Source organism: Emcibacter sp. (assembly GCF_963675455.1).
Classification (GTDB): domain Bacteria; phylum Pseudomonadota; class Alphaproteobacteria; order Sphingomonadales; family Emcibacteraceae; genus Emcibacter.
In genome coordinates, this window is record NZ_OY776217.1 from 1,565,304 (window position 1) to 1,580,175 (window position 14,872).

Here is a 14,872-nt window from a genome sequence, read left to right on the forward strand (position 1 = left end):
AACATGACACTGGAAACAAAAGAGGCACTGGAAAACCTGACGTCTTCCTTTGAAAGCTTCAAGACCGTCAACGATCAGCGACTGGCGGAACTGGAGGAAAAGGGGACGGCGGACGTTCTGACTGACGAGAAACTCGACCGGATGAACCGGGAACTGGACAAGCTTCAGCAGAAGATGAACCGGGTCTATATGGCTTCGCGACGGCCTTCTTTGTCCGATGGCGAGGCGTCCACAGATGACCGCGAAGAAAAGGCGGCTTTTTATGATGGTTTTATCCGTAAAGGACAGTCGCAGGGACTGGATGTCAAGGCGCTGAACAGTCTGAGCGGCGAAGATGGCGGTTACGCAGTACCCCAGGAACTGGACCGCGAACTGGAAAAACGGCTTCGGCTGCTGTCTCCGATCCGTGCCGATGCGAAAGTGATGAGTATCGGTACCTCCCGCTACAAGAAACTCGTCAATGTGGGCGGGATCGCCTCCGGCTGGGTAGCCGAAACCGATGCCCGGGTGGAAACGGACACACCCAAGCTGGCGGAAATCGATCCGCCTCTGGGCGAGCTTTATGCCAACCCGGCAGCAACCCAGGTTATGCTGGATGATGCCCATTTCGATGTGGAACAGTGGCTGGGTGAGGAACTGGCGGAAGAGTTCGCGATCCAGGAAAATGCCGCCTTTGTGTCTGGTAACGGTATCAATAAACCGAAAGGCTTCTTGACTTATACCACTTCCGCGGACGATGACGCTGTTCGCAGTTTCGGAGAGATACAGGCGATTGCCACTGGCGTAAACGGCGACTGGGCGGCATCGGATCCGGCCGATATCCTGATCGACCTGATACATAGCATGAAAACCGGTTATCGCACCGGATCCAGGTTCTATCTGAATACCGGCCTTCTGGCGGAAATTCGCAAATTCAAGGATGCAGACGGCAACTACCTCTGGCGTCCCGGTCTGGAAGGCAGCGCCTCCTCCAGTCTGTTAGGCTATCCGGTGGTGGAAGTGGCGGACATGCCGGACCGGGCATCTGGGGCCCTGTCCATTGCCTTTGCCAATATGCACCGGGCCTACACGGTGACGGACCGCATGGGTACGAAGATTTTGCGCGACCCCTACAGTCACAAGCCCTACATCCATTTTTATACCACCAAGCGGGTCGGCGGAGCCGTAACCAATGATCAGGCGATAAAACTGCTGCAGTTTGCGGCCTGAGGCGATACTCGCAACTAGAGGGCGGACCAGATGACCTGGATTAACATTTTTGAAGACCAGTTTGATACAGAAACGGTCAATGTGGCTCTCCAGGAACATCTGCCGTCTTCCGGCGGCGAAGGCTGGACGGACGAGATCAGGCCTGGAGGTTCCGTCTATGTGGACTGGGCTGCCGAACGTCTTGCCTCTCCCTGGTGGTCCGGCGGGGAAGCCGTCTATCTGATCAATACGGCCGAGGCGCCGGGGGACGATCAGACAATTGAGTCTTCCTTTGTCACCTCTGCCAATGCTCTGCTCCTCAGATATGGCGATACGGCCAATGGCGGTAGCGGATATCTTGCGACCTACCATGCAGGCAGCACATTCTACCAGATCCTGAGACTTGACCAGGGCAGCGAGACGGTTCTGGTCAGTGTGGGGCCTCAAGTGGGCCATGACAGTACGGTTGTCCTTCGGCTGGAGGCTGTCGGGGACAGTCTCAGCCTCTATGCGGATGGTGTTCTCAAGATCCAGGTACAGGATTCAACCTATTCCGCAGGCCAGGCCGGGATCCGGATGAAACAATCCTCCAGTGGGTTCAACTTCATCCGTGTGCAGCATGATGTGATTGAGGGCGGGCCGGAGCTATTCCCCCAGACAGCCTTTCTTGATCTCTGGTCCGACAGTCCGGGATTGACATCCCTGTCGCTGGTAAATCCAGGCGGCTGTATCATTGCAGTTGTGGATGAACCCCTGCAATTGACGCAAAAGCAGGCTATTTCACCAGCAGACGGTATGAGCGCTATGGCTGGGATGGAGACAATCCTGGCGGCAGGCGTGCCTGTCAGCCCACATGAGGCAGTACACGCCCAGAGCGCAACCGGTTTAACCCTGCTGCAGATACAGGCCCTGAACCCGGAAAATGCCACCCAGATGGTGACATCACTGGTCGTCGTGTTGAGCCGGCCAGCAGCAACATCGGTGGACCGTTGTTTTCAGGCAGGGATAAGGAACCGGCCGAAAATCATTGCGGGGTCTACACGACGGATCGCGCCCAATTCCAACAGAATGATGAGACTCTGAAATGGCAAAAAAAGTAGATGATAGTGTCCTTGATGCGGCACTGAACGAGATTGGCAATAACTGTGATCTGATGACCGTCTGTGCCGGGGAGCCGGCCGGATATGCCGAGGCAAATTCGGGTGGTGCCAATTTTCTGGCTGATGCGGCAATGAGCGTCGCTGATTTTTCCCTGACGGACGGGGATGTGAGCGGGCGAAAAATATCCGTTGCATCCAAATCCGGGATTCTGGTGGACCAGGGCGGCATTGCCGATCATGTGGCCCTGCTGGATACGGCTAACTCCCGGCTGCTTTATGTCACCACCTGTACGTCACTTGAGTTGGTGGCGGGCAGTGAACTGACGTTCAATGGCTGGGATATCGAAATTGCGGACCCGGCGGTCTGATGACTGTTTATCTGAAAGATCCCGCAGCGGTTGTTGACTTCAGCATCGACTGGGGAAGCAACTATCTGCTGGACGGGGAGGATATTGCGTCCAGCAGCTGGTCGGTTTTTCCGGAAGATGTGGATCAGGGGCTTGTGATTGATCAGGAGCCGGTGCCTGCAAACGGCGCGACCGCAGTCTTTGTGAGCGGTGGAGTGACTGGCGTGATCTATCGCCTGACTAACAGGATATCAACCAGCCAGGGGCGTACTGATGAACGTTCCCTGACAATCAGGGTGGAAGAGCAATGAAACTTGACCTGATTACGCCACCGGTGGCCGAACCCGTGACCCTGGCCGAGGTGAAGGAATTCCTCAAAATCGACCATGCGGATGAGGACAGCCTGCTGCTTGGCCTGATCAGGTCCGGGCGACAGGCCTGTGAGACCTTTATAGACCGCAAACTGGTACACCAGGTCTGGCGCTGTTTCCGAAATGACTGGGGGATGGGACCGGTTTATCTGCCTTTTTCGCCCATATTGTCGGTGGAGGAAGTCGCAGTGTTCAAAGACGGGGATTATTCGCCACTGTCCGCAGACAGCTATCTGCTTGATACCGGGTCCTTCCGGCCACGGCTTGTGCAAATGGACGGGCAAGGCTGGCCCTTACCTGAAATCCCGGTTGCCGGTATCCGCACCACTTTCACGGCAGGATATGGTGACAGCTGGAATGAAGTTCCTGCTGATCTCAGGCAGGGGCTGTTGCACTGGATTGCCGGGTGTTTCACGGCCGGAGAGGATACCCTTCGGGAAAAGCGTCTTGCCGAAGGTCTGTGGCGTCCCTACCGCATGGTGAAGCTGTGACCTATCAGGAGCTGCGATATCGGGTGACCTGTCAGGAAGAGGAACGGACTCCTGACGGCACTGGTGGTTATGCCACAGGATGGCGGGATGTGGCGACGGTCTGGGCAGCGATAATGCCGGTTTCTGCAAAAATGACACAGGAGGCCAGGCAGCAACGGCCCAAACGGACAATGGATATCCGTGTAAGATTCAGAGCCGATCTGGAGCCCTGTCGAAGGATGCTGCAGGGCGGCAAACGCTGGCGGGTGCTGAGTGTTCTGGATCCTGATGGCCGGGGCCGATGGTTCATGTTTCGCGTGGAGGAGGAAAACTGATGCTAGAGGGACAGGAACGTCTGCGGGTGGGACTGGCTGAGGCCAGGCGCACCTATGAAGACCGACTGATGAATTTCGTGGAGAATATGGCGGCAGATATAGCCGCCGGGGCCAGGGATCGGGTCTACAGGAATAAAAAATCCGCAGACACTCATAGTCCGCTGGCGGAAAGTATTATGGTGGTGCAGAAACCTCGAGGGGCTGACGTTACGACATCTGTCTCCTATGCGCCCTATGTGGAATTCGGAACACAGAAAATGCCTGCCCGCCCTTTTCTGACGCCAGCAACCGAAGAAGTGAAGGTCTTGTTTGAGTTGTCACCGGAAACTTTCGGAGCAGGTCAATGAGCCTGTCGGTATTGAACAGACTGCAGGAATCTGTGTACGGCGTTTTGGCGGGATCGACAGAACTGAATAATCGGCTTGGCGGTATTTTTGATCATGTTCCCGAAAGTGCGAGTCTTCCCTATCTGGCGATTGGCGATATGTCAGTGCGGGACTGGTCAAGCAAGAGCTTTTCGGGATTTGAAATTCTGTTCGACCTGCATCTCTGGTCGGGAAAGTCAGGTGGTCTGGAGATCAGGGAGCTTGCCGATCTGGCACATGACCTTGTGACCGCTGAAACCCTGCAGGGAGATGGTCTTTCGGTTGTGTCTCTGCAGTTTGTATTTTTTGAAACTTTTTTTGAAACCGACGGCCGCATCCGTCACGGCGTGATGCGATACCGGGCCAGAGTTCTGTGATGAATTCTGTCCGGTCCGCCGTTCTGACTTATTCGGGAGAATATAATGACAATTGAAAAAGGCCGCGCCTTTTTGATGAAGATAGGAGACGGGGGCGATCCCGAAAATTTCAGCGTGATCGGCGGTATGCGGTCGACGTCGCTCAGGCTCGCGAATGAACTTGTGGATGTCACACACAAGGGCTCGTCCGGCTGGCGCGAGCTTTTATCCGGTGCGGGGATCCGGCATATGTCCCTGGGCGGCAGCGGGATCTTCACAAATTCGGACAGTGAACAGGTCATGCAGGCCAAGGCGCTGGAAGCTACTCTGGACAGCTATCGGATCATTTTCGAGAGTGGCGACAGCTTTACCGGGCGTTTTCAGATGACAACACTGGAGTATGCCGGCGATTACAATGGGGAACGGACCTATAATATCGCGCTGGAAAGTTCGGGACCGATCACTTTTGCAGCGGCTGAATAATGGCTGGACGTGATGTCAGGTTAACCCTGGCCGGTCAGGAATATGTCCTGCGTCCTACCTTTCAGGCCATCATGGAGGTTGAAGAGCGGTTGGGCGGCCTTCTGGCGTTGACCACAAAGGCGGCGGACGGAGAAATAGGGCTCAGGGAAGTGGCCGTTATTCTCTGGGCGACCATGCAGGACCGGCCGGATTTTGAACAGGTCGGGAAAATGATCATGGAAGAAGGACTGGTCAAGTCGATCAGTGCCGTGCGGGATATTCTCGCCATCTGCCTGACCGGTGGCGGGGAGCCTGTATTGCCGGGAAAGTCCTGAACGGGCTGGCCGGAGGATCGGTCCTGTCTGCCTGGGCTATGCTGGCTTTTGGTGTCCTCGACTGGAGCCCTTCGGAATTCTGGAAATCAACATCGGTGGACATCGCGTTGGTGTTAAAGGCGCGGCAAATGTTTATGGAATTCCAAGGGGCAGCAGAGGAACCGTTGACCAGCGAGGGATTGTCAATTCTGGCGCAAAAGTTTGCTGCCGGGCATTGACCTTGACGCAGAGGCGGTACATATTGGCCAGATGTTTAAAAAGACACCTCCATCTCCAAGAAAACCGCTGCGCGAACGGGTTGCCGATCGCAAGGCCGGGCGTGCCGCAGAAGCAGCCCCCAAAAGTGCCAAAAGCGTCAACAGCCGCAAACTGTTCATGCGGGCGGCCAATGCGTTCCAGGTCGTCGGCGTGTTGATTATGCTTTATGTGGTCATGCGATTTACAGACGGCAACCTTGAATATATGGAAGAACTGATTGGCATTGCTGCCGGATTTTTCCTGACAGGCCGGGTGGCCATTCTGGTGATCAAAAACAGCTGATCTGACCAATTATATTGATTTTAACAGCCCGCTTATGCGGGCTTTTTTTATGGGGAAACCATGACGGAAACCATTCTTGATTCTCTGGTGGTCAAATTGCGGGCGGACAGTTCCGGTCTGAAGGATACGCTCGGTGATTTGCACAAGGACCTCGGGACGCTGGATCGTGCGACAGTGACGGTCACCGGCCAGATGTCCCGGGCCTTTACAGACTTCGTCCATACCGGTGAACTGAGTTTTGAAAGCCTGAGAAAGACAGCCCTGTCGGTCATGGATGATATTCTCGGGAATATTTTATCTGCCGGTCTGGGGGGAATGACCGGCGGTGCTTACAGCGGTGGTGCTCTTTCCCTCGGCAGCCTGGTCAGTTCCATGTTTTTCGGACGGGAAGGCGGCGGCACCGTGGCGTCGGGCAGGCCCTATCTGGTCGGTGAAAAGGGACCGGAGGTTTTCATGCCGCATACTCCCGGCCGGATTGTTTCCGATCCGGGCGGCAGGGGCGGTGCTTCTGCGGGGCGGGTCACCAACATTACGATTAATGTGGCTGGCGGGAAAGAAACGCCGCAGGTGGGCCGGAAAAGCGCCGGCCAGATTGCCGTGGCCGTGCAGCGGGCGCTAGCCAAAGCAGAGCGGAACCTCTGATGTACTGGCTGGCGACCGAACAGGATCAACCGGAAACCAACTGGATCCGGCGTTTTTCACCCCGCTACTGGACGGTGAATTTTCCCCGGCCGATGGTAGCGTCCGTGGTGACTAACGGAGTTGACGCGCTGAAATGCGATATGGTGTTTTACCGCAGGGAGGATCTGTGCGGCCTGATCTGGGAAAGCGAGGACCGGCACGATCATCCTTTGCTCAGATATGTCACATCCCGGGACTATCGCCATACGGTTCTGAGTTTCCGCTGGCAAAGTAGCGGAGTGGTCAATCTGGAAGGATTACACGGTCCGACACTGACCATAGAAGGGCGGGATCAGGAAGGATCTCCTCATGTCTGGTATGTGCGGCTGGCTAACTATGCGGAAGGTCAGGCGGAGGACGCGCTGATCCGTCTGGACTTTGATGATCTGGCGGGTGGATTTGAATTGCCTCAAGAGGCAGACCCGGTCTGGCCCGGCGATATTGACCGTCTGTTCATCAGTCTGGTGCCGCCGGGTTATGATGGAAATGCAACAGGGCCCTTGGAAAATCCGGTTGAGGCGGAAGTGTCGATTTCCGATATCCGGGTGGAGGGAAGTACCTCAACGCTAGAGGTGGGTGATATTTACGTCAAGCCGCATTCCCTGCGGATCTGTAACGGATATGATGATTGTTATCATATGACACCGGAACGGGTGATCTGGAACATGATCCAGCTCGGCTATCGGAACAGGATTAATCACTATGTGGGCATGAGCCACTATTTCAGCCTGGGCTGGTCGGCTGACGAGGACCGTTTCCTTGTTGATCCTGAAGAAAGTGCGCTTAATGTGGCAGCAACCGCCTGGCTCCGGGATTTTCTGAAGCAGGCAAAGTGTTTTGGTTATCAGGTCATTCTGTCCCTGTCTTACGAGATCCTTGCGGAAAATATACCGCCGGACTGGCAGCAGGTGGCCCACGGCGGATCACCGGCCCTGACCGGATGGGAGCCGCCATCCAGCCTCGTGGCGCCAACCAATGCAGTTGCCATGGACTATCTTTCGGCAGTGTTTCTGAGCCTTGCTTCCCACGCAGCGGATCAAGGCCTTGATATTGAGCTGCAGATCGGGGAGCCCTGGTGGTGGATCAGCCTGGGGGCTGTCCGGGTGCCGTATTTTTATGATCCGCCGACAATGGATATGTATCAGGCGGAAACGGGACAGCAGGTGCCTGAACAACACCAACAGATCACCGAAGGAATTTCACCGGAACAACAGCATTATCTTGACTGGCTGGGGGACAAGCTGGGGCAATCGACTATTTATCTGAGGGATCAGATCAAGGCTTCATTTCCCGCCGCGAATGTGGGGCTGCTGTTCTATACACCGCAGGTGCTGGTGGAGGAGGCGCCCATGGTTCAGTCGGTTAATTTTCCGCATGTTCTGTGGCAGGCGCCGGCCTTCGATTTTTTCCAGATTGAGGACTATGATTTCATAATTTCCGGCCAGTGGAGGAAGCATCACAGCTCGGTGGATTACGTAACAAGTCAATTGGGTTACGGCCTGCAGGACCTGCATTATTTCGCCGGTTTCAACCTTTTGGCGGAAACGGCATCGTTATGGCGGAATATTGATCTGGCGGCGAAGGACGGGTTCGGACGCGGCTTTGCGGAGACTTTTGTCTGGGCCTTTCCGCAGATCGTCAGGGACGGTTTTGTCTATAATCAGGATCAGGAGCAGGATATGAGCGGTTTCCACGAGGTGCGTTTTCCTTCCGAAATCAGTTTCGGTGCCGGCGGTGGCCCGGTTTTTTCGACGACCGTGTCGGAAATGGCGTCAGGATATGAACAACGCAACAGGGAATGGGCGGATGCCCGCATGACTTTTGACATCGGGACCGGATTGCGGTCGGAGGACGACTTGGCGGCTTTGATTGTATTTTTCAGGGCGCGGGCGGGCCGGGCTTACGGGTTCCGTTTCAGGGACTGGACAGATTATAAAAGCTGCCTGCCCTCTGTAGAGGTCGGTCCGACTGATCAGGTGATTGCTGTCGGCGACGGAGAGGCAACGGATTTCCAGCTGATTAAAATATACCAGAGTGAAGACTATTCGCAGTTGCGCACCATTAGCAAACCGGCGGCAGATACTGTTCGGGTCGCTGTTGATGGGATCGAACAACAGGACGGCTGGGCGCTGGATAACACCAGCGGTCTCATCTCGTTTGAAGTGCCCCCGGCGGTGGATAGTACCATCAGTGCCGGTTTTGAATTCGATGTGCCGGTCAGGTTTGCAGATGACGATCTCTCGGTGACGCTGGAGACCTTCCGCGCGGGCCAGATTCCCGCCATCTCCCTTGTTGAAGTGAGACTCTAGGTGAAAACAGTTTCTGAAGAGCTTCGACAGCACCTCGGCGAGGAATTGCTGAGCCTGACCTGTTGCTGTGTGCTGACGCGTACGGACGGAGTAAGATACGCCTTTACCACCCACGATCAGCCGGTCGAGTTTGACGGGCAGTCTTATGTGCCGACCAGCGGCTTTATCCCGACGGATATCAGCAGCAGTAACTCCTTGAATGTCGACAATCTGGATATTACGGCAATTCTTTCTCATACGTCCCTGCGGGAGGACGATATTCTGGCAGGCCGTTACGATCATGCACGCGTGGATATTTTTCTGATTAACTGGCAGGTGCCGGAGCAGGGCCGGATAAATATGCAAAGTGGGTGGCTTGGTGAATTCAGTCTCGGCGGGGTTCACTTCACGGTTGAAATACGGGGGCTGATGCAAAAGCTGCAGCAGACGATTGGTCAACAATATTCGCCTGAGTGCCGGGTCGATCTGGGATCGGAACAATGTCACGTGGATTTGCTGAAATACAGCAGAACGGGAGCCGTCGCAGAGGTTGCCGGGCTTGCCAGCTTCACTTCTCTGGATATTGCAGAAGAAGACGGCTGGTTTGACTATGGGATACTCTGGTGGATCAGTGGCGCCAATGCCGGCCGGAAGGTGGAAATTAGTAGTTATGTGTCCGGTGAATTTAGCCTGGGGCAGGCAATGCCGAAAGCGATCGGTACGGGGGATCTTTTCAAGGTACAGGCCGGTTGCAATAAACGGCAGTCAAGCTGTCGCGAGAAATTTCAGAATATACTGAATTTTGGAGGGGAACCGATGGTCCCGGGCAGCGACAGCTTGTATTACTACCCGGGACTGAAATAACATTATTCTTTTGCAGCGCCTTCTTCTGCAGCTTCTTTGGTATCATTGGCTGGAGGTGCGTCATTTCCGGCCTCAGGAACAACACCATTTTCGTCAGCCTGCTTCCACTGGTCCGGGAACATTCTGACATGAATCTGATTGACCCTGTTGCTGACATCGCCGATTGCTTTCAGCAGGGCGTCCATATTGTAGCCGACCCCGCGGAAGGTATAAATTTTGGAATTGATGTCAAAAGCCCTGAAGATATTCTTCATTTCAACATCTTTGTGCTGGCTGTTGGCAATGTCACCGATGAAATCATAAAGGATGTATTCGTCCTTGGACTGGGCAATCCACCGGTCATTGGCTTCATCTGAATAGTCCCAGATTGCCAGGATACTTTCATTGTTCAGGGGATGTTTTTCGGTCAGGCCCAGCATTTCCCGAAGCTTTGTCGCGCGTTCCTTGCCTCCCTTGCGAGGGGTCCACAGGATACGGGCAAGCTGGTTGGCGGAGGTCATGATGCCCTGAAGTGCGAAGAAAATCCCGACCGGGGCCTGTTTTTCCAGCGACTGGTTGAGTACACCGACATTGGCCTCGATAAAACGGCACTGGTTCCGCAGTTCGTGTATGTGCATCCCCACAACATTCATATCCATAATTCAACATCCCTTGCATTAATTTTTTCAGTTTTCAGGAAAACATCAATGGTACGCATTAGTGAACCCCTGAGAAAGAGAGCTATTCTAGCGGCAAGATTCTGTGTGGGAAGTCTTTTTCGACATCAGGGAAGGATTCCGGGCAAAAAAGCCGGGGAAGGCCTGGACTGTGTTGGTCTTGTACTCTATGTGGGCCGGCAAATCTGCTTTGAAATGGAAGACCACGCCACATATCGACCTGTGCCGGGACGCGGGCAACTCGAGTCTGCAGCCTCGAAGGCCGGGCTTGTTCCCCTCTCTGCCAAAGACAGGCAACCTGGCGATGTTGTGCTCATCAGGCCGCGTCGTCTGGTTCAGCACACAGGTATTTTGACGGACAAGGGTATTGTCCATGCCGATGCCCGTCTCGGATGTGTCGTAGAGCAGGGTATCGGACAATTCCCGGAGGAGCAGATTACCAAAGCCTTCCGTTTTCCCGTCACAGGAGATTAATCGTGGCAACAATCATTTTATCCGCCGTCGGGACGGCAATCGCCGGTCCCTTTGGTGGTGTGGTCGGGGCGTTGGCCGGTCAGGGCCTTGATGCGTTGATCTTCGGCCGTCACTCCGCCCGGACGGTAGAAGGGGCAAGGCTTTCTGATCTCTCCGTCCAGACCGCCTCTTACGGTGAACCCGTGCCCATGGTGTTCGGCACTACACGTCTTTCCGGCAACTTGGTCTGGTCCAGTGGCCTGACCGAGACCCGCCATGAAGACAGCCAGACGGTCGGGGGTAAAGGCAGCAGCCAGAGCGTGACTACGGTCACTTACACCTATTCTGCTTCCTTCGCTGTCGCCTTGTCGGCACGACGCATTTCTTCTATTGGGCGGATCTGGGCAGACGGGAAGCTTTTGCGGGATGCCGGCGGACAGATGGCGGAGGAAGGTGCTATCCGAATATATACGGGAAGCAGGGACCAGAACCCTGATCCGTTCATCGAAGCTGTCGAGGGGATCGATAATGTCTCCGCCTTTCGGGGGCTCGCTTATGTCATGTTCGAGAATCTGGAATTGGCGGAATATGCCAATCGCATCCCGAACCTGACTTTTGAAGTAATCGCTGATGAGGGCGGTTCAATTATACTGTCCGGACTGGTGACTGAAATCTGTCGCCTGGCTGGTCTCAAGACTGTCACCGCAGATGATCTCGACCAGTCTGTCAGTGGATATGTTCTGTCAGGCCAGTCCAGGCCACGGGATATCCTTGAAAAACTGGCGGAACTCTATGATTTTGATCTGATTGAACAGAATGGCGGGTTGCACTGTCGCAAACTGGGCAGGGATGTTGAGGAGGAATTCGGGGAGGATGTCCTGCTTCGCGCAAAGGAGCGAGCCGGAAACGAGCGTCTCCAGATCAGCCGGGAACAGGAGCTTTCCCTGCCGCGGGAAATATCGATCAGTTATCTGGACAGCGGACGTGATTATCAGGCAGGTCTGCAGCGGGCATTCCGGCAGACGGGGCGGAGTGAGTTGAAGGAACAAAAGGTCGCGCCTCTGGTTCTAACCTCCGCTGAGGCTAAAAAACAGGCGGAAGCCCTGCTGGAGAACAGGTGGCGTCGACGGGAAAAAATGCAATTTACCTTGCCGCCCGGCTATTTTCATCTGGCACCGGGCGATGTGCTCCGGCTAAACCGCCCCACCTCTGGGTTTCGTGTAATGTTACTTGAGACAGAGATATCAACTGATGGTCTCAAGTGCCTTGCTGTGAGCGAGGGGGACAGCCTTCCAGCCCGGGAGGTGTCAGCTGATACGGGAGATATACCCCTTCAGCAGATTATTCCCCTGGCAGACAGTCGTCTGGTGCTGGCGGACCTTCCGTCGCTGAACGGTGAGGATCCTCTGGGAATATATTTGGTAGCCGCCACCAATGCGGAGAGCGCGGGCTACTGGCCCGGAGCGGCGATATATCTTTCCCGGGATGGATCTTCTGCAGAAAGGGTGGCAACATCCGCTAGTCCTGCCGTGACGGGGCTGGTCGAAAACCAGTTGCTGGAGGGGGCTGCGAATTTCTGGGATGCGTCAGGCCGCTTGCAGGTTCGTCTGGATCATCCTGCTGACGTATTGGAAAGTCGTTCTGAATGGGATGTTCTCAACGGCGCCAATGTCGCCATAGCGGGCGGTGAGGTGCTACAGTTCACATCGGCACAACTTCTGGAGCCTGGTCTCTACGAACTGAGCGGACTCCTCAGGGGCCGGAGAGGTACTGAAGATCGCATTTCGTCTCATGTCGCCTCAGAACCTTTTTTGCTGGTCAATCCTGACTCCTTGAGGTGGATACCGCTGTTGTTGTCCGATATGGGGTTAAATTTGTCTTTATCTGCCCTGACGTTTGGTCAGAGACTGGAAGATATGGAATTCAGCCAGATCAATGTGCAGGGCCGAAGTCTGCGCCCTTTTTCCCCGGTACATGTCAGGGGGAAACGCGACAACGACGGAAACCTTGAAATCCATTGGGTCAGGCGCACCAGAACCGGTGGGGCCTGGATGGATGGTTATGAGGTTGGGGGAGCTTTATGAAAAATATGTTGTCGAGATACTGCAACAGGGGCAGGTGGTTCGGACTTTCGAGTGCATTTCCCCGACAGCGACCTATCAGGCAGTGCATCAGCTTGTTGATTTTGGTGAAGTGCCTGATGCGGTAACGGTGCGGGTTGCACAGATCAGTGACACAGTGGGCCGGGGAATGGCAGCGGAAATGATTTTATAGAAGGAATGGTGTAGTGACAGACAATACAGCTCGACTGGGAATGCCCTTTATCATCGCAAGCCAGGCGCAGAAGGAAGTAACCCACAATATGGCGCTGAATATGCTGGATATCTTTGTTCAGCCGGTGATCGAGACCATGGGGCTGACTGAACCGCCGGCGGAAGCGGAGGAAGGGCAGGCCTGGATCGTCGGGACAGGGGCGACAGGAGACTGGGCCGGAGAGGATGATAAAGTCGCCCTCCGGGTCGGCAGCGCATGGATATTTTATGAAGCTTTCGATGGTATGAGGTTCTGGGTCAGGGATACGGACATGTTTACCCTATTCAGGGCAGGAATGTGGCAGAGCGGTATTGTCAATGGGGCGCAGGTTTCCGTCAACGGGCAGCAGGTTCTGGGGGAAAGAGCAGCGGCAATCAATGATGCCTCGGCTGGTCAAGTTATTGATGCAGAAGCAAGACTGGCGATAAACGCTCTGCTTGGAGCCTGCCGGAATCACGGATTAATAGAAAGTTAATTTTTTTCTTTACGCCTTCCCAATAATGACATAATTCAGCGTAGAATGTTTAAATAGAGTTTGATTAAAATTAAACTCAATCCATAAAAATTTTCACATGGGAGTGAAATTAAAATGTTAAAGAAAATCCTTGCTGTTTCAGTCTGTTCTGCTGCCCTGCTAACAACTACTGTCCAGGCGGAAGACGGTAACTGGTATACCGGTCTTGAAGCCGGCTACAGCCTTCTGGGCGCTGAAAAATCTACCGGCGCGAGCTCTGGTTTGAATATCAGAAATGAGTTTAAGGACGGTCCGGCGATTGGTGCTGTTCTGGGTTATGATTATGGTATGTTGCGGCTTGAAGGTGAACTCGGCTTTCATCGCCACAGCCTGGACCACCTGGTAGTAACAAATGCCGGTGGCACCGGTGCGGCTAGCGGATCTGCCAGTGGAAATTCCGGTTTGACCACATTGATGGGAAATTTTGTTGTTGATGTACTGGATCGCAAGGATGGAGCGGTAATCGAACCCTTCATTGGTGCCGGTCTCGGTTTCGGCCGTCTGAACTGGTCTAATATTGCTTATGTAGCGGACAAGAAAACTTCCTTCGCCTACCAGGCCTTTGCCGGTGTGCGTGTGCCTGCGACAGACAGCCTGGATGTGGTTGCAAAATATCGCTATCTGGCTACCGATGATATTGGCCTTACGTCTTCTGCCGGCTCCAACTTCAAGGCCGGCTATGACGCCCATGATTTCATGATTGGCCTCTATTATAGTTTTGGCGGCAGTAAGAAATCCGCAGCTACTGAAATGCCGCAGCCGGTCCAGGTTGCCGCTGTAGAGCCCGCCCCTGTTTATGAACCCGCCCCGGAGCCGGAAGTAGTGCCAGTGCCTGATCCGATGCCGGAACCGGCTGCCGGTCCGATGTTCGACAAAGGCCCCTTCATTGTCTATTTCGCCTTTGACAGTTCTGACCTGGACGGCGCAGGACGTGCGAAAGTGGCCGAGGCCGCTGCCGAAGTCAAAAAGGCCGGTGAAGTGGTTATCATGGTGGATGGTTATACGGACAAGGCCGGCACTGACGCCTATAACGACAAGCTGTCCGCCAAGCGCGCGGAAGCGGTCAAGAAAGCCCTTGAAGCCGAAGGCCTGCCGGCAAAAATGGTCGTACTCGCCTCCCACGGTGAATGTGACTGTGAAGTGGAGACTGCTGATGGTGTCAAGGAACCCCGTAATCGTCGTGCGACCATCGTCCTGAAATAAATTCCCCCCGAAACAGAAAAGGCGCCTCATT

At 54.7% G+C, this 14,872-nt stretch carries 21 protein-coding genes; 20 read left to right on the forward strand and 1 reads right to left on the reverse strand.

All coding sequences use genetic code 11. From position 1 onward, the window contains the following. The first annotated feature begins 3 nt into the window (after positions 1–3). From ACORNT_RS07110 to ACORNT_RS07180, 15 genes are read left to right on the forward strand one after another with little or no spacing between them, the layout of a single operon-like run. Positions 4–1,209: a phage major capsid protein gene (locus ACORNT_RS07110; protein WP_321397367.1), complete on the forward strand. Its 1,206-nt coding sequence runs from the start codon at positions 4–6 to the stop codon at positions 1,207–1,209. Positions 1,210–1,239: 30 nt separating this feature from the next. Next, on the forward strand, positions 1,240–2,271 hold the full coding sequence (locus ACORNT_RS07115; RefSeq protein WP_321397371.1) for a hypothetical protein: 1,032 nt from the start codon (positions 1,240–1,242) through the stop codon (positions 2,269–2,271). A gap of 1 nt (position 2,272) precedes the next feature. Next, positions 2,273–2,656 (forward strand): hypothetical protein, encoded by a 384-nt coding sequence (locus ACORNT_RS07120; protein WP_321397373.1) that lies wholly within the window; start codon positions 2,273–2,275, stop codon positions 2,654–2,656. Next, entirely contained in the window at positions 2,656–2,946 is a 291-nt protein-coding gene (locus ACORNT_RS07125; RefSeq protein ID WP_321397376.1) for a hypothetical protein, read from the forward strand. The genes ACORNT_RS07120 and ACORNT_RS07125 overlap by 1 nt, the downstream gene beginning before the upstream one ends. Continuing rightward, positions 2,943–3,497 carry a head-tail connector protein gene (locus ACORNT_RS07130; RefSeq protein WP_321397377.1) on the forward strand — a complete coding sequence of 185 codons (555 nt, stop codon included), beginning with the start codon at positions 2,943–2,945 and terminating at the stop codon, positions 3,495–3,497. The genes ACORNT_RS07125 and ACORNT_RS07130 overlap by 4 nt, the downstream gene beginning before the upstream one ends. Continuing rightward, positions 3,494–3,811 carry a phage head closure protein gene (locus ACORNT_RS07135; RefSeq protein ID WP_321397379.1) on the forward strand — a complete coding sequence of 106 codons (318 nt, stop codon included), beginning with the start codon at positions 3,494–3,496 and terminating at the stop codon, positions 3,809–3,811. Before ACORNT_RS07130 ends, ACORNT_RS07135 begins: the two co-directional genes overlap by 4 nt. Beyond that, positions 3,811–4,158, forward strand: coding sequence for an HK97-gp10 family putative phage morphogenesis protein (locus ACORNT_RS07140; protein ID WP_321397382.1), 348 nt, complete (start codon positions 3,811–3,813; stop codon positions 4,156–4,158). Before ACORNT_RS07135 ends, ACORNT_RS07140 begins: the two co-directional genes overlap by 1 nt. After that, entirely contained in the window at positions 4,155–4,553 is a 399-nt protein-coding gene (locus tag ACORNT_RS07145; RefSeq protein ID WP_321397385.1) for a DUF3168 domain-containing protein, read from the forward strand. The genes ACORNT_RS07140 and ACORNT_RS07145 overlap by 4 nt, the downstream gene beginning before the upstream one ends. Before the next feature lie 45 nt (positions 4,554–4,598). After that, positions 4,599–5,015, forward strand: coding sequence for a phage tail protein (locus tag ACORNT_RS07150; RefSeq protein WP_321397387.1), 417 nt, complete (start codon positions 4,599–4,601; stop codon positions 5,013–5,015). Beyond that, the gene (locus tag ACORNT_RS07155; protein ID WP_321397390.1) at positions 5,015–5,329 is read left to right on the forward strand and encodes a gene transfer agent family protein; all 315 of its coding nucleotides are present in this window, start codon (positions 5,015–5,017) and stop codon (positions 5,327–5,329) included. Before ACORNT_RS07150 ends, ACORNT_RS07155 begins: the two co-directional genes overlap by 1 nt. 38 nt (positions 5,330–5,367) lie before the next feature. Then, positions 5,368–5,547 (forward strand): phage tail assembly chaperone, encoded by a 180-nt coding sequence (locus ACORNT_RS07160; protein WP_420717523.1) that lies wholly within the window; start codon positions 5,368–5,370, stop codon positions 5,545–5,547. Continuing rightward, positions 5,531–5,869 (forward strand): hypothetical protein, encoded by a 339-nt coding sequence (locus tag ACORNT_RS07165; RefSeq protein ID WP_321397392.1) that lies wholly within the window; start codon positions 5,531–5,533, stop codon positions 5,867–5,869. Before ACORNT_RS07160 ends, ACORNT_RS07165 begins: the two co-directional genes overlap by 17 nt. Before the next feature lie 60 nt (positions 5,870–5,929). After that, on the forward strand, positions 5,930–6,511 hold the full coding sequence (locus ACORNT_RS07170) for a hypothetical protein (RefSeq protein ID WP_321397394.1): 582 nt from the start codon (positions 5,930–5,932) through the stop codon (positions 6,509–6,511). Next, entirely contained in the window at positions 6,511–8,859 is a 2,349-nt protein-coding gene (locus ACORNT_RS07175) for a DUF2460 domain-containing protein (protein ID WP_321397398.1), read from the forward strand. Before ACORNT_RS07170 ends, ACORNT_RS07175 begins: the two co-directional genes overlap by 1 nt. After that, on the forward strand, positions 8,860–9,702 hold the full coding sequence (locus tag ACORNT_RS07180) for a DUF2163 domain-containing protein (protein ID WP_321397401.1): 843 nt from the start codon (positions 8,860–8,862) through the stop codon (positions 9,700–9,702). It abuts the gene before it with no gap. Positions 9,703–9,704: 2 nt separating this feature from the next. On the opposite strand, the gene ACORNT_RS07185 is transcribed toward ACORNT_RS07180, so the two are convergent. Continuing rightward, positions 9,705–10,340, reverse strand: a complete 636-nt coding sequence (locus ACORNT_RS07185; protein WP_321397403.1) for a hypothetical protein — start codon at positions 10,338–10,340, stop codon at positions 9,705–9,707. Between the two features lie 48 nt (positions 10,341–10,388). Between ACORNT_RS07185 and ACORNT_RS07190 the strand changes: the two genes are divergently transcribed. From ACORNT_RS07190 to ACORNT_RS07210, 5 genes are all read left to right on the forward strand, one after another. Beyond that, positions 10,389–10,832 (forward strand): NlpC/P60 family protein, encoded by a 444-nt coding sequence (locus ACORNT_RS07190; RefSeq protein ID WP_321397406.1) that lies wholly within the window; start codon positions 10,389–10,391, stop codon positions 10,830–10,832. A 2-nt stretch (positions 10,833–10,834) separates the two neighbouring features. Next, positions 10,835–12,895 carry a phage tail protein gene (locus tag ACORNT_RS07195; protein ID WP_321397409.1) on the forward strand — a complete coding sequence of 687 codons (2,061 nt, stop codon included), beginning with the start codon at positions 10,835–10,837 and terminating at the stop codon, positions 12,893–12,895. Next, positions 12,867–13,085, forward strand: a complete 219-nt coding sequence (locus ACORNT_RS07200; protein ID WP_321397412.1) for a hypothetical protein — start codon at positions 12,867–12,869, stop codon at positions 13,083–13,085. Before ACORNT_RS07195 ends, ACORNT_RS07200 begins: the two co-directional genes overlap by 29 nt. A 13-nt stretch (positions 13,086–13,098) precedes the next feature. Further along, positions 13,099–13,599 (forward strand): DUF2793 domain-containing protein, encoded by a 501-nt coding sequence (locus ACORNT_RS07205; protein WP_321397415.1) that lies wholly within the window; start codon positions 13,099–13,101, stop codon positions 13,597–13,599. Between the two features lie 114 nt (positions 13,600–13,713). Next, the gene (locus ACORNT_RS07210) at positions 13,714–14,841 is read left to right on the forward strand and encodes an OmpA family protein (RefSeq protein WP_321397416.1); all 1,128 of its coding nucleotides are present in this window, start codon (positions 13,714–13,716) and stop codon (positions 14,839–14,841) included. The last annotated feature ends 31 nt before the right edge of the window (positions 14,842–14,872 follow it).